Origin of the sequence: Glutamicibacter sp. M10 (genome assembly GCF_025452055.1) — a bacterium.
Lineage (GTDB): Bacteria > Actinomycetota > Actinomycetes > Actinomycetales > Micrococcaceae > Glutamicibacter.
In genome coordinates this window covers 2135080-2149701 of record NZ_CP104918.1, presented here as the reverse complement: position 1 = coordinate 2149701, position 14622 = coordinate 2135080, and the positions used below count along the sequence as shown (strand labels likewise).

The following is a 14622-nucleotide window of genomic DNA, read 5'->3' as shown; positions in this document are numbered from 1 at the left end:
ATGCGAAACGTTTGTTACGCGTTGCGAATTAGCTTGTGGTTAGCAGCCTGCGCCTGCGGACGAATCACGATTTCATCCAGGTTCACGTGGGCTGGTGCACTCACCGCGTAGCGGATCACCTCGGCAACGTCTTCGGCGGACAGCGGATTTTCCACACCGGCGTAAACACTGTCTGCGGCGCTTTGGTTGCCAAGGCGTCGAAGCGAAAATTCCTCGGTCTGCACAAGACCAGGCAAAATTTCGATGACTCGAATACCGTTTTCAACTTCCTCAAGACGGAGCGCTTTGGTCATGGCACGCTCGGCTGCCTTGGCTGCGTTGTACCCACTGCCACCTTCATAGCTGGCCAACGCCGCAGTTGAGGTCACGTTCAGCACGGTGCCACGAGCTTGGCGTAGTTGCGGAAGCAACGCACGGGTCAGGCGCATAGTTCCCATGACATTTGCCTGCCACATGAATTCCCAATCTTCATCCACTGCTTCGGCCCAGTACTCGGTGCCGCGTGCGCCACCAGCACAGTTAATCAGTGTGTCTGCACCACCTGCTACCTGCACAGTTTTTGCTAGAACATCAACATCTGTTTGGACGCTCACGTCAGCAGGTACCGAAACTGCTCCGGTTTCCTTGGCCAGGGCCTCCAAACGATCAGCCCTGCGTGCCACGGCAAATACCGTCCACCCCTGATCACGAAGTGCTCGAACAGTTGCTTGACCAATTCCGCTGGAGGCACCAGTGACCACGGCGGAACGAGGAGTTTTAGTTTCAAAGTTATCCATGCTTCTAACTGTAGGACTAGTTGATTACCAGTTGGTAAGGCATGAATTTCTCTTACGTTTCAACACGGTAATTATTTGTTCTGTTACACAGTTTGAAAATGCCCAAATCAACGTGCCGTAGACCAAGCGTCTACCTTTAGGCGCAAAGCCCTGCGAACAAAGGGCGGAAGTACTCCTAGTCTTCGTGGCGCAGGCCATGACAACGAATGCCAAGGCACTGCTCAAAACATGAAAGAATAGGGATATGGCAGAAGACAACTTGGGCACAGACACGCCCGCAACAGTTACCGTTCCTGAAAAGCCCGCTTTGGAAGGCTTGGAAGAACGTCTTTCGTCCCGGTGGCGCACCGAGGGCACCTATCACTTCAACGAGGACACGACCCGCGAGGCCGTCTACTCCATCGACACTCCCCCACCAACGGCGTCCGGTTCCCTGCACGTAGGACACATGTTCTCCTACACCCAGACCGACGTCTTGGCTCGTTACCAGCGCATGACTGGCAAGAATGTTTTCTACCCACTGGGCTGGGATGACAACGGACTTCCAACCGAGCGCCGTGTACAGAACTACTTCGGCGTCCGTTGCGACCCGACCAAGCCGTACATCGAGGGTTACCGCCCACCAGAAAAGCCGGCGAAGAACCAGCGTGACTGGGATGTCATCAGCCGTAAGAACTTCATTGAGGTCTGCGAAGAACTAGCCGTTGAAGACGAAAAGGTCTTTGAGCAGCTCTTCACCACCCTTGGCCTGTCCGTGGACTGGCGCATGACTTACCGCACCATTGACGACAACTCACGCGCCGCCTCACAGCGCGCCTTCTTGGACAACTTGAACAAGGGCGACGCCTACATGGCCGAAGCTCCAACCCTGTGGGACGTCACTTTCCGCACCGCAGTGGCACAGGCAGAACTCGAAGACCGCGAGATGCCTGGCGCTTACTACCGTTACGCCTTCAATGCAGAAGATGGCGAGCAGGTCTTCATCGAGACTACCCGCCCGGAACTGCTTGCTGCTTGTGCTGCCTTGGTTGCACACCCCGATGACGAGCGTTACCAGCACCTATTTGGCAAGACCGTTACCTCGCCAATTTTCGGTGTTCCAGTCACCGTGCATCCACACCCATTGGCTCAGGCCGATAAGGGTTCGGGCATTGCCATGGTTTGCACCTTCGGCGATTTGACCGACGTAACCTGGTGGCGTGAATTGCAGTTGCCAACTCGTCCGATCGTTGGCCGTGATGGCCGCATCCTCTCAGAGACCCCAGAGTGGATCACCACCGAAGCTGGCAAGGAAGCCTACGCTCAGATTTCGACTAAGACCGTCTTCTCGGCTAAGGAAACCGTTGTAGAGATGCTCTCCGAAGCAGACCTACTTGACGGTGAGCCTAAGAAGATTTCCCGTCCGGTGAACTTCTTCGAAAAGGGCGACAAGCCTTTGGAAATCGTCACCTCACGTCAGTGGTACATCCGCAATGGTGGCCGTGACGAAGAGCGTCGCAACCAGATGATCGCTCGCGGCAAGGAAATTGATTTCCACCCGTCGTTCATGCGCTCGCGCTACGAAAACTGGGTTTCGGGCCTCAATGGTGACTGGCTGGTTTCCCGCCAGCGTTTCTTCGGCGTCCCAGTACCAGTGTGGTACCAGGTCAACGAACATGGCGAACCAAACTACGACGCTCCAATCCTGCCAACCATCGAGCAGCTTCCGGTTGATCCGGCCGCCGATGCTCCGACTGGTTACTCCGAGGATCAGCGCGGTGTGGCCAATGGCTTCATTGGCGACGCAGACGTTCTTGATACTTGGGCTACCAGCTCGCTGACTCCACAGATTGTTGGCCGTTGGGGTCGCGACGACGAGTTCTTCTCGAAGGTCTACCCATTCGATCTGCGCCCACAGGGTCACGACATCATTCGTACCTGGCTGTTCTCCACCGCGGTTCGTGCAGATTCACTGCACGATAGCGCACCGTGGAAGCATGCTGCGATTTCGGGTTGGATCTTGGATCCAGACCGTAAGAAGATGTCCAAGTCCAAGGGCAACGTCGTAGTACCAAACGAAGTTCTGGACAAGTTTGGTGCCGACGCTGTGCGTTACTGGGCTGCCAGTGCCAAGCTTGGTGCGGACACCGCGTACGAGATCAACCAGATGAAGATCGGTCGCCGTCTGGCGATCAAGATCCTGAATGCCTCGAAGTTCGTACTGAACTTGGGTGCCACCGACGCTAACGTCCTCACCGACGATGCTGCAGTAGTCACCAATGGTCTTGACCGTTCACTGTTGGCTCGACTGTCCACCGTGATCGAGGACGCCAAGCGTGCCTTCGATAATTACGATTACGCTCGTGCGTTGGACATCACCGAGTCATTCTTCTGGTCGTTCACCGACGATTATGTTGAGCTGGTCAAGGATCGTGCCTACGGCGGTCACGGTGAAGCTGAGCAGGCCAGCGTGCTGGCAACTCTAGCCACCACACTGGACTCCGTTCTGCGCCTGTTTGCACCGTTCTTGCCATTCGCTACCGAAGAGGTTTGGGGTTGGTGGCGCACCGGGTCGGTTCACCTGACCCAGTGGCCAAGCACCGATCACTTGGCTTCGGCCGTTGAAGGCGCGGATCCTGCGATCTTGCCCCTAGTTGGCGTTGCTCTGTCGGGTATCCGTAAGGCAAAGTCCGATGCCAAGGTTAAGCAGCGCACCGAAGTTCTCTCCGGAGAAATTCACGCTCCAGCCGCTCAGGTAGCTCAGCTTCGTGCTGGTTTTGAGGACTTGAAGTCCGCAGCCAACGCTCGCGAGCTGACCTTGGTTGAAGCTGAAGGCGAGCTTACCGTCACCAACGTAGAGTTGGCTGAAACCGAAGAAGCTTAGTCTCAAGCCAAGAAAGTCCGGTTGCCATTCCCACTATTAGTGGAAATGACAACCGGACTTTTCTTTGCCCTTACTACTCCCCTGATGAGGACTCCGAGTCTTCTGAGGGAGAAGGTCGAATCAACTCTCTGGGCAAAGCAACACGACGTCGTTCTTCCGTGAAGTGCTTCTTCTGTTCGTCGACGCTTTCTTCTAGGCGATGCCTTTGGGCGGGGACTTGGTTCCCATCCTTTGACGAGTGTTCTTTTGGCATCATCCCTACTTCCTTTGACCTAGTCCGGCGAAAGGCCCCATCGCTTCCTTTCGCCGGCGGTTGGTCGCTTAGCTCTGTGCGTTCTGGTAAGCCTGCTGGATTACTGAACCCCAGTATGGTCCGAACATGGTGTTTCGAACAGTGTTGTAGCCGAAGCTATTTACAGAGTTCTGGTAACCCGAAGAACCGGATCCCAAGAACCATGGTCCACCGGAAGAACCGCCGGTCATGGTGCAAGAAATACCCTGTGACTGAGTTTGACCGAATGGGTCATCAGTTGCGGTGCCTGAGCAGGACTGGAGAGTTTCACCGTTGAATGGTGAAGCTGCTGGGTAACCGTAGGCCTTGTAGGCCATACCTCGTGGCTGGTTGAAGGCGACACCTGAAGCACCTACGGTGTCAGTCAGGGTGACTCCACTGCTGTTGGAGACCACTGCAAAGCCAGTGTCGTAAGTGATGTCACCGCTGCCGGACCATTGCGAGGTGGTGACCAATTCTGTCGCAGCGAAAGTGCCGTACGGAGTCTTGCCGTTCTCGTAGGCTGGTGCGAAGACCCAACGCGTGGCAAAAGCTCCAGGGCCTTCGTTCAAGCAGTGACCGGCAGTGGATACCGTGGATTCGTTTGACGAGACGACAGCGTTGCCGGAGCAAACGTAGTCAACCCCACCGAGGGTGAAGAAGACTTTGCCGATGTGCGAAACTGGGGACTCCTGGCTGGCACGCGTCTTGCCACCAGTGGTGCTCTTCAAAGATCCGGCGTTGGCCTTGGCTGCATGGCCTGGAACCTTGGCTGCGTTACCCGTGTCTACCTTCGCAGCGGATCCTGATTTTCCTTTGACGAGTGAATCGGCGCTCTTTGCAGCTTTCATTCGATCGGCAGTCCAGTAATCAATCGCGGTATCTGCTTTTTGAGAAGGTATCTTAATCGACTGGATATCGTCGTTGGATCCGTGAGGGGCTGCGGTGGCCATCGGTGCGGTGCAGAGCATCAATGCTCCGGCGAAAAGTGCGGCTCCAGCCAACTTGTGTCGGCCTTTGAGTTTCGATGAATCCGCTTTTAGGGTACGAACTTGCACGATATAACTCCTTGTCCAGTGGCACATGGCCACTAACGATGGGGGTGCTTTAGCACTCGTGCAAATTAGTCAAACACACACTTCACACAAATTCCATAGGAATCTTTTCCTCCGCTGAAAACTGACACATCAACGAATTAGCGTCAGATTGTGAAGTAACTCATGCTGGTCACAGGTATCGACATCGCGCTGTTCTAGGCCCATGATCCGGTAAATAAACTTTGCGATATTTCGAGTCAAGGTAACTTCAGCCCGAAAATCCGGATCTTTCGCTGCTAGACCGCCACGCAACGCGGCACCATTGGTGGCAGTCACCCTTGTGCTGGAATTATGAAACAAAAACTTCGGTATCGGGTACTTTGTTGTCAGTCGGGGCTAGATCCTGAGCGAAAAAAATATCCTGATTTAGTGTTCAAAAACGGACTTATTCACACTTACCACTACCCATCCCCCGGCCACACGCACCTACAACCGAACAAGATCCGTACTGAGCAGCGCCTATCGGTCCTGTATCTGAGCCATTGACTGGTGGCGGTCATGAGACCGAACGAGCGGCACAGAGGCGACACCAATAATCCCGGAGACAATTGCGGTCACCAACAGCGCCATAGATAAACCGTGACTCACCTGGTCAAAAATTCCCCGCGCTAGCTCACGACTGAAGTGCGAGAGAAGTCGTTCTCGTACATAATCAGGGATAAGGGTCCTAAGGGCTATGTAGCTAAGGCCTATTGTCACGGTCAGCCAAAGGCATGCCTTAGAAAAGTACCGGGGAGCTAAAACAACTCCAGCTAGAAGTACAGCAGCATTAATGTAAATGCCCCACGGGCCAAGTGTCTGGATCATGAGATAGATCTTCTGCAGGGCGGGTAAGGCGTTTTGTTGAACCAGATCCAGGGTCCATGAGAAATTCCCAACCGAGGGCAAGCCCGGAATCCCTATGCCGCTGAGCGTCTTTGTTACTCCGGAGAGAACATCGTCGAGCTGGAAGGTGAGCTTGCCGGCCTGATCTATCTCTCCGGCATCCGGCTCTGTAAATACCCGGTCGGTCGTTTCATGGCTACTTCGTAATGCCGTCTGCCAAGTTGCTGCAAAGCTGTCGGATTGCACTACGCGCAAGGCACTGTCTTCGATCGCCTGATCGGCTTTGTCTGCCAATTGTTCTGCAGGAATCAACTGGGACAAGAGACCATCACCGGTCACTGCCTTGATTCGATCTTCAACCTGCAACTGATCCGAGATCGACGCCGTGACTTGCTCCGCCACGAGATCCTGTAAGCCCTGGTTCTCGGCCAGCGGTCCAAGCGTGTCTACGAACCCATCGGTGTCAGTGATATGAGTTGACGCCCAAAGGCCACCTATTGAGATGGGAGCAATGAGCACACCAAGAATGATACAAATGCTGGATGCTACCCGGCGCCAGAGTGGAGGCTGCGAGCTAAAGACCACGATGAATTCCTTCGCGAGGAGACTTGGCTGATCGAATCGGCAGTTAGCAACACTGATAAGCCGAAGACTAGTGACTCATTTTAGCAATGGTCGGTAACTCGTTAAAGCGTTGAAGGACGCTCCCTGGCTAAGAGGAAACGTCCTTCAAATGACTAGGTAGTCAGACTTACTCGAAAACTGGGCTCTCGGTGCGAGTACGCTTCATTTCGAAGAAGTACGGGAACGAGGCTAGCTGAGCGGCAGCGTCGAACAGCTTGCCTGCCTCTTCGCCAGTTGGAATTCGGGTGATTACTGGACCGAAGAACGCTACGCCATCAACTGCGACGACCGGCGTGCCAACGTCCTGGCCGACCTTGCTAATTCCGTTTTCGTGGCTTGCACGCAAGGCCTCGTCGTTGGCATCAGTGTGCGCCGCTTCAGCAAGTTCAGCAGGAAGACCAGTCTTTTCGAGAGCCTTCTTGATGACTTCATCTCGATCGGTGATCTTCTCATAGTGGAGAAGCTCGCCCATTGCGGTGTAAAGCCCGTCAACAACTTCTTGGCCATGCTCCTGTGCTGCCTTGATGACAACGCGCACTGGGCCCCACGAGGAGTCCATCATGGAACGGTAATCCTCTGGAAGGTCGCGGCCCTCGTTGAGTACCGAGAGGCTCATGACGTTCCAAGTAACATCAATGTCGCGTACTTTTTCTACTTCTTTGATCCAACGGCTAGTTGCCCACGCGAATGGGCAGATTGGGTCAAACCAAAAATCAACGTGCTGGCGTTCGGCCATGGAATCCCAACTTTCCTGAGAAAAATAATCTAACGATTGTCTAGCGGACTACGCGGACTTCTTGTCGCGCTTGGCCACCATAGCGTGTGAGAGCATTGCTGGCTCTTCGCCGTCGAGAACGGTGCCACGGGTGACAACAACTTCTGCAACGTCTTCACGGCTAGGAAGATCAAACATGACTCCCCCAAGCGTTTCTTCGAGAATTGAGCGCAAACCACGTGCACCAGTTTCGCGTTCGATGGCCTTCTCAGCCACTGCATCAAGAGCAGACTGATCGAAGCTCAAAGCGACGCCGTCCATTTGGAACATCTTCTGGTACTGCTTGAGCAGCGCGTTCTTTGGTTCGGTCAATACTCTGACAAGAGCTTCCTTGTCCAGGTGCTCAACAGTAGTGATGACTGGAAGTCGACCAATGAATTCTGGAATCAAACCAAACTTCAGCAGATCTTCAGGCCGTACATCAGAGTACGATGCGGTCTCGCTCTTCAGTGCCTTGAGGGGTGCACCGAATCCGATACCCTTCTGACCGGCGCGGGAAGAAATGATTTCTTCTAGTCCGGCGAATGCACCGGCAACGATGAAGAGAATGTTGGTCGTGTCCAACTGAATAAAATCTTGATGCGGGTGCTTGCGCCCGCCCTGTGGTGGAACAGCTGCAACGGTTCCTTCGAGGATCTTCAGCAAGGCCTGCTGCACGCCTTCACCCGAAACGTCTCGGGTGATCGACGGATTCTCGCTCTTACGGGAAATCTTGTCGATTTCATCGATGTAGATGATGCCGGTTTCGGCCTTCTTAACATCGTAATCGGCAGCCTGAAGCAGCTTCAGAAGAATGTTTTCAACGTCCTCGCCAACATAGCCAGCTTCAGTCAAGCTTGTGGCGTCGGCTACAGCAAAAGGCACGTTGAGCTTCTTGGCCAACGATTGCGCTAGATAAGTCTTGCCACAACCAGTTGGGCCAATGAGCATGATGTTCGACTTGGAGACTTCAACTTCGTCCAGTGGGTCATCATTGGTCAGCGCAGCCACGGGACCATGGTCCTGGTTTCCGTGAATTCGCTTGTAGTGGTTGTAAACAGCCACCGAGAGAGCGCGCTTAGCGTTCTCCTGACCAATCACGTATTCCTGCAACGAATTAAAGATTTCGCGAGGCTTGGCTAAGGAGAATTCCTCATGCACCTGCTCCTCTGCAAACTCCTCCGCAATGATTTCGTTGCAAAGCTCGATGCATTCAGTACAGATGTAAACACCATGGCCTGCAATTAGCTTCTTAACCTGCTTTTGACTCTTCCCGCAGAAAGAGCATTTCAGTAGATCTGAGCCTTCACCCATGCGTCCCATCGCACCATTCTCCCGTTTACTTGAGTAGCTGTGGACTTACTCAATTCTAGGCTAGTTGTACCCCAAATTAGATGAATATGGCGGTTTACCTGTGTTGCGCCACTTCACCTTCGTAAAGTGGCGTCCTTGGGTAAACCGCCATTCATCGGGGATTATTCCGTTTAAGTGCTAGCTACCCAGCTGAGCACGGTTTAGCTTACGTGGAGTCAGTACTTCATCCACGATGCCGTAGGCCTTAGCTTCCGAAGCAGTCATGAACAAGTCACGCTCAACGTCGTCACGAACCTTCTCTACTGCCTGGCCCGAATGCGAAGCAAGAGTTTCTTCTAGCCATGAACGCATGCGCATGACTTCTTCTGCCTGAATCTGCAGATCGCTAGCGGTACCGCGTTCGCCGCCACCCATTGATGGCTGGTGGATCAGCACACGAGCGTTTGGCAATGCAAGGCGCTTGCCTGGAGTACCGGCGGCCAGCAGCACTGCAGCTGCGGAAGCTGCCTGACCCAAGCAAACCGTCTGAACTTCTGGACGGATGAACTGGATCGTGTCGTAAATTGCTGTCATCGCGGTGAACGAGCCACCTGGCGAGTTGATGTAAAGGGTAACGTCTCGTTCTGGATCCATGGATTCCAGGACCAGCAGCTGAGCCATTACGTCATCAGCAGAAGCATCGTCGACCTGTGCACCGAGGAAAATGATGCGGTCTTCAAATAGCTTTGCGTATGGATCCTGGCGCTTGAACCCGTATGGGGTGCGCTCTTCGAACTGAGGAAGAATATAGCGAGCCGATGGCATCTGGCCACTTACGGCTTCAGGATTGAAGTTCATGGTTTTCTCCTTGGACAAATCTTTGGGAATGAAGTGGTGGGCTCGGCTACTTAGGCTCTACGCCGCCGCCACCGGTGACAGACCCGGCATGCTTAGCAACCTTGTCAACAAAGCCATATGCCAGACCTTCTTCAGCGGTGAACCACTTATCACGCTGGTTATCAATCAGGATCTGCTCCACGGTCTGACCGGTCTGCTCAGCGGTCAGTTCACTCATGACCTTCTTCATGTGCATGATCAGTTCAGCCTGGATCTTGATGTCCGAAGCGGTACCGCCAATGCCACCGGAAGGCTGGTGCATCAGGATACGTGCGTTCGGAGTCGCGAAGCGCTTGCCTGGGGTACCCGATGAAAGCAGGAACTGTCCCATCGAAGCAGCCAAACCGGTTGCTACGGTGACAACATCATTCGGGATGAAGTTCATCGTGTCGTAGATGGCCATACCTGCAGTGATCGAACCACCTGGGGAGTTGATGTACAGGTAGATGTCCTTCTCAGGATCTTCTGCAGAGAGCAGGAGCAACTGCGAGCAGATGGCATTCGCATTGTCATCGCGGACTTCGGAGCCCAGCCAGATGATGCGCTCCTTGAGCAAGCGGTTGTAAATGTAGTCGTCGCGGCTGGCCGGGTCAACGGCGGCCATCGTAGGAGTGCGCGAATCATTTGACATGTTCTCTACCTCTTCCAAACGTGTAGATCAGATTCTGGAATTTTTATTTCTAATCCCAAAGCTGCAACTGGTTACTTTGAGATTACTTACTTCAAGGCTTTCATGGGACGTTTCATGCCCGTGTTTCGCTCACGGCGCATGATGCACGCCGGGAGCGAACAAAAATGGCCATTGACCGCCTTTTAGAGGCGGCCAATGGCCATTGGAGAGTAGTGAAAACTACTTTGCTTCTTCGGTTTCAACCTCAGCAGCAGCTTCGTCTTCACCAGCTGGCTTCACGAAGGAAGTCAGGTCCACTGCTTCACCGTTGGAATCGGTGACCTTAGCGAACTCAAGAACCTTTGCAAGTGCCTTGCGACGACGAACCTCGCCCATAAGCATTGGAACCTGGCCGGCGCCGTCCAGCATCTGAGCGAACTGGTTTGGCTCCATGCCGTACTGACCTGCGGTCTGAACGATGTAATCGATCAGCTCGGACTGCTCAACGCCAACTTCTTCAGCATCTGCAACTGCATCCAAGATGATTTCGTTCTTGAAAGCACGCTCGGTGTTTTCGCGAACCTCGGTGCGGTGCTCTTCGGTGTCGTGACCCTCTTCAGCGTCAGGAGCGTTGAAGTGCTGCTCGATCTGCTCGTCGATAACCGAAGCTGGAACAGGAACCTCAACAAGCTCAACAAGCTTGTCCAGAACCAATTCGCGAGCCTCTACGCCCTGCTCAACGGTCTTGCCTTCTGCAGCGTCCTTAGCAAGGTTTTCGCGCAGTTCAGCAATGGTGTCGAACTCGGAAGCAAGCTGAGCGAAATCATCGTTAGCTTCTGGAAGTTCGCGCTGCTTGACAGCGTTGATAACAACCTTGACGGTTGCGGACTTGCCAGCGTGCTCGCCGCCAGCAAGGGTGGTTTCGAAGGTTGCATCTTCGCCAGCGGACAGGCCGGTAACAGCCTCGTCCATGCCCTCAAGCATGTTGCCGGAACCGATCTGGTACGACAGGCCCTGTGCGGAGTCAACCTCTTCGTCCTCAACCTTTGCGGTGAGGTCGATGGTGACGAAGGAGTCTGCAGCTGCTGGAGCTTCAACTTCCTTCAGGGTGCCGAAGCGACCGCGAAGGTCGTCGAGAGCCTTCTCGATGTCCTCGTCAGCAACTTCCTTGGCTTCAACAGAAACTTCGAGGCCCTTGTAGTCCGGAAGTTCAACCTTCGGACGGATATCAACTTCGAGGGTGAAGACCAGCTGGCCTTCGCCTTCCTTCTCGATGGAAGGAAGCTCAGTGATATCAACCTCTGGGCGGGACAGTGGGGTCAGCTCGTTCTCAACCATTGCCTGCTGGTAGAAGTCGTTCAGACCTTCGTTAACAGCGGTTTCGATGACGTAGCCACGGCCAACGCGCTGATCGATCATGCGAGTTGGAACCTTGCCCTTACGGAAGCCTGGAACCTGGATCTGCTGTGCGATGGTCTTGTACGCCTCATCGACGCGGGGCTTCAGTTCCTCGTAAGGAACCTCAACGGTTAGCTTCACCCGAGTCGGGTTGACGTTTTCAACGGCGCTCTTCACAGCGTTGTACTCCTGAGTGTCTAAGGATTAGGTTTTATCTGCAAAAAACCCCGCAACATGGTGGCGTTGCGGGGTTGTTCGACAGAGTCGGGGTAACAGGATTCGAACCTGCGACCTCACGCTCCCAAAGCGCGCGCTCTAGCCAAGCTGAGCTATACCCCGATTAGCAGTGAACAGTCTAACCCGAGTCATCCTGTATCCACTAATCGTTTGTGATGCTTACTAGTTGCCTTTGACAGTTCCTAGTGATCACAAGATCTAAATAATATTTAGCTCTCAATTTTCATGAGCTGAAATCCAAGAATTTCTACTCATAAAGTCGGGGTAACAGGATTCGAACCTGCGACCTCACGCTCCCAAAGCGCGCGCTCTAGCCAAGCTGAGCTATACCCCGAAAGTCCGTTGGTTCACAATTTTCATTGTGAGCTGCATCGAACTGATAGGTTGTGAATCCACCCAAGAAGTAAATCCTGTGGATTCTGGTGATCTGACTACTCAGATCTATTTTCATGGCTGAATTATCTTCAGCCATAAAGTCGGGGTAACAGGATTCGAACCTGCGACCTCACGCTCCCAAAGCGCGCGCTCTAGCCAAGCTGAGCTATACCCCGATAAAGTTTGGAAAACCCGACTTCATCTGGACTTTCCGTCCTGTGTTCAACTCAGGAATCATTTATTTCCCGTGCTGATCACAAGAAACTAAGTTACACGGGTTCGAACCAAAAGCAAAATCGAAACCCACGCATGTCGAAGATTCATATCCGCGTGAATCCGCGGATATACGGTGATTACTTATGTCAGAAGCCAAACTTAGGTGGTTCACGTGAGTTGAATAACAGAATTTTGACGCAAAAAGTTCTTCAGCCGGCTGGAGCTGGAGGCGACATGTTTCGCAAACTGGACCTTAGATAACCAATGCACCGCATGAACCCGGGGCCTCATAGTTTGAGCTGTGCCACCAATCCCCCGGCCAATAGGCTCGAGAGTAATGGCGATCGCACCATGCGCACCGTGTGTACCGTGTGCACCGACAGCAGTCAGATCTAGCACCAGCTCCTGCGGACCCAGACAGGCGCCGGTTCAGGCACTGCAAAAAACGAGCCACGATTAGTCACTCTGCAGCACAGGCGGAAACTTCGACACGACAAAAAACTCCGACTCTCAATTGAGAGCCGGAGCATTTGGTCCGAGGGGATGACGGGAATCGAACCCGCGTAATCAGTTTGGAAGACTGAGGCTTTACCATTAAGCTACATCCCCATTTCGAAGCTTTTCTCGCTTCGAACAAGATTGAGTCTAGACCATAAAAGATGCGCTTTGCAAATCGGGGATTCCCGTTCTCACTTGGAGGCACTCGAATAGCATCTGAATTGTGCATCTCAAAGCAATACACGCCGACACGGCGAAGAAAAACTATTCTGCTCGTCTCATCAACCTAAGTCGTCCAATACTGAGCTAAATTCTTTCTCGGCATTTTCTGGCATCTCGGGCACCAATAAAGTTTCCTGGCGGCAACCTCAGTCAAAGCAATGTTGCCGCTGCAGCGACGGCATCCGAGTCCCTGGCGTTGATATACGTAGTACGCGTTATCGGGCCAAAGGGGAATTCCGGCTTGTCGATCTTCGGGGTAGGTCGTGATGATTTTTCCATCACGCACACCGTCTTCCATGATCGCGACTATGTCGTACCAGAGCTTTCGAGCTTTTTGCGAAGACAGCTGATTGGCAGGTAGCTCGGGGGCGATGCGGTTGCGGAACAACGACTCGGCACGGTAGATATTGCCAACCCCGCTAATCAGGCTTTGATTCATTAAAGCGACAGCAATGGGCGTTTTGGTCTTCGAGAGGTTCTCCCGAAACTCAGAGTAGCCACTGGCTAATACGGTGTCCGAGTCCAGCAGCGCTTCAGCTGACTTGGTGGCCCGAAATTCATTTGCCGCACGGGCTAGCGGATCCGGTCCCAAGTTATTTAGATGTTTCTGAACCTGCGGATATTCAAGCACCTCGCAAGCAGTCGGTCCTCGCAGATCAGCCCAACCGTGCTCAGAAACAATCCGCGCTCGGACTGCACCCACAGGTTCCGGTGGTCCAAGATACTGCCTCGCGCAAACTTCTGAGCGCGTTTCCGTCTCGCCAATCTTCCGAGGTGCGCCAATGGAAGAAGCACCGCTGAAGTGTTCGTCTCCCCCAAAGCTAAACGCACCGTAGAGTCCGAGATGAACTCTGAGGTACAAGTCATTGGAGAAGCGACAGAACAATTGCTTCCCCTTGGCAAAGGCGACTTCTAGTTCGTAGCCATCGATACGCGCTGCATCAGATGCGAACCTGCCCTGCGGAGAAGAAACGTGCACCACTTGCCCACCAAAGACGTCGTCAAATTGGCGGGCAAGTCGGTGCAGGGAGTGGCCTTCAGGCACGACTAGTCAATAACCTCGCCAGTGGTTTCGTACGAGGCAATCTTGCCGATTCGTCGTACGTGGCGTTCTGCATCGCTAAACGGCTCAGCCAAGAAAGCTTCGATTAGTTCTGCGGCTTCTTCAACCGAGTGCTGGCGTCCGCCAACGGCAATTACGTTGGCATCGTTGTGCTCACGCGCCAACTTGGCGGTATCCAAGTTCCAGGCCAAGGCGGCACGAATGCCTTCAACCTTGTTTGCCGCAATCTGCTCACCGTTGCCGGAGCCACCAAGAACGATGCCTAGGGAATCCAATCCTTCGCGCTGTTCCTTGACTACGGCCTTGGCAGCGTTGATGCAGAACGCAGGGTAGTCATCCTCAGGATCGTACGACTCTGGACCATGGTTGACCATTTCATAGCCTTTGCCAGTCAAGTACTTCACCAAGTAGTCGCTGAGCTCTAATCCGGCATGGTCTGTAGCAATATGCACGCGCATAGTCTGTGGCCTCTTTTAGCTTGGAGGGGTCATTTACTTTCCTATACAGCTTAGCGAGGTCCGATGAGCTCCTTGCCATGTTCCGATGATCTGGCAGTAATATCGGCAGGATTTCTCACGGATTGAGACTCAAGCCACCAGGTTT

General features: G+C 53.6%; 12 protein-coding genes and 4 tRNA genes. 1 reads left to right on the top strand and 15 read right to left on the bottom strand.

What is annotated here, in order from left to right:
• Positions 1–14: 14 nt before the first annotated feature.
• Complete coding sequence (locus N6V40_RS10520; RefSeq protein WP_131088373.1) at positions 15–776, bottom strand: SDR family oxidoreductase; 762 nt, start codon at positions 774–776, stop codon at positions 15–17.
• Between the two features lie 244 nt (positions 777–1020).
• On the opposite strand from N6V40_RS10520, the gene valS reads away from it, so the two are divergent.
• Positions 1021–3639: a valine--tRNA ligase gene (gene valS, locus N6V40_RS10515; RefSeq protein WP_131088374.1), complete on the top strand. Its 2619-nt coding sequence runs from the start codon at positions 1021–1023 to the stop codon at positions 3637–3639.
• 321 nt (positions 3640–3960) lie between these two features.
• On the opposite strand, the gene N6V40_RS10510 is transcribed toward valS, so the two are convergent.
• The 14 genes from N6V40_RS10510 to N6V40_RS10445 all read right to left on the bottom strand — a co-directional run bounded on the left by N6V40_RS10510 (position 3961) and on the right by N6V40_RS10445 (position 14477).
• Positions 3961–4968, bottom strand: a complete 1008-nt coding sequence (locus N6V40_RS10510) for a trypsin-like serine peptidase (protein WP_262197584.1) — start codon at positions 4966–4968, stop codon at positions 3961–3963.
• Between the two features lie 129 nt (positions 4969–5097).
• Positions 5098–5283 (bottom strand): hypothetical protein, encoded by a 186-nt coding sequence (locus N6V40_RS10505; protein WP_262197583.1) that lies wholly within the window; start codon positions 5281–5283, stop codon positions 5098–5100.
• 183 nt (positions 5284–5466) lie between these two features.
• Entirely contained in the window at positions 5467–6234 is a 768-nt protein-coding gene (locus N6V40_RS10500) for a hypothetical protein (protein WP_262197582.1), read from the bottom strand.
• A gap of 349 nt (positions 6235–6583) precedes the next feature.
• Positions 6584–7192: a mycothiol-dependent nitroreductase Rv2466c family protein gene (locus tag N6V40_RS10495; RefSeq protein WP_131088377.1), complete on the bottom strand. Its 609-nt coding sequence runs from the start codon at positions 7190–7192 to the stop codon at positions 6584–6586.
• A 48-nt stretch (positions 7193–7240) separates the two neighbouring features.
• Positions 7241–8533 carry an ATP-dependent Clp protease ATP-binding subunit ClpX gene (gene clpX / locus N6V40_RS10490; protein ID WP_262197580.1) on the bottom strand — a complete coding sequence of 431 codons (1293 nt, stop codon included), beginning with the start codon at positions 8531–8533 and terminating at the stop codon, positions 7241–7243.
• 168 nt (positions 8534–8701) lie between these two features.
• Positions 8702–9361: an ATP-dependent Clp protease proteolytic subunit gene (locus N6V40_RS10485; RefSeq protein ID WP_131088379.1), complete on the bottom strand. Its 660-nt coding sequence runs from the start codon at positions 9359–9361 to the stop codon at positions 8702–8704.
• A 46-nt stretch (positions 9362–9407) separates the two neighbouring features.
• Positions 9408–10004 carry an ATP-dependent Clp protease proteolytic subunit gene (locus tag N6V40_RS10480; protein ID WP_131089775.1) on the bottom strand — a complete coding sequence of 199 codons (597 nt, stop codon included), beginning with the start codon at positions 10002–10004 and terminating at the stop codon, positions 9408–9410.
• Between the two features lie 246 nt (positions 10005–10250).
• On the bottom strand, positions 10251–11585 hold the full coding sequence (gene tig, locus N6V40_RS10475; protein WP_131088380.1) for a trigger factor: 1335 nt from the start codon (positions 11583–11585) through the stop codon (positions 10251–10253).
• Positions 11586–11672: 87 nt separating this feature from the next.
• Positions 11673–11747, bottom strand: a tRNA-Pro gene (locus tag N6V40_RS10470).
• A 157-nt stretch (positions 11748–11904) separates the two neighbouring features.
• A tRNA-Pro gene (locus tag N6V40_RS10465) sits at positions 11905–11979 on the bottom strand.
• A gap of 142 nt (positions 11980–12121) precedes the next feature.
• A tRNA-Pro gene (locus N6V40_RS10460) sits at positions 12122–12196 on the bottom strand.
• A gap of 578 nt (positions 12197–12774) precedes the next feature.
• Positions 12775–12845: transfer RNA gene (locus N6V40_RS10455), tRNA-Gly, on the bottom strand.
• 175 nt (positions 12846–13020) lie between these two features.
• Positions 13021–14001: an Fpg/Nei family DNA glycosylase gene (locus N6V40_RS10450; protein ID WP_131088381.1), complete on the bottom strand. Its 981-nt coding sequence runs from the start codon at positions 13999–14001 to the stop codon at positions 13021–13023.
• 2 nt (positions 14002–14003) lie between these two features.
• Positions 14004–14477 (bottom strand): ribose-5-phosphate isomerase, encoded by a 474-nt coding sequence (locus N6V40_RS10445; RefSeq protein ID WP_131088382.1) that lies wholly within the window; start codon positions 14475–14477, stop codon positions 14004–14006.
• Positions 14478–14622 lie beyond the last annotated feature (145 nt).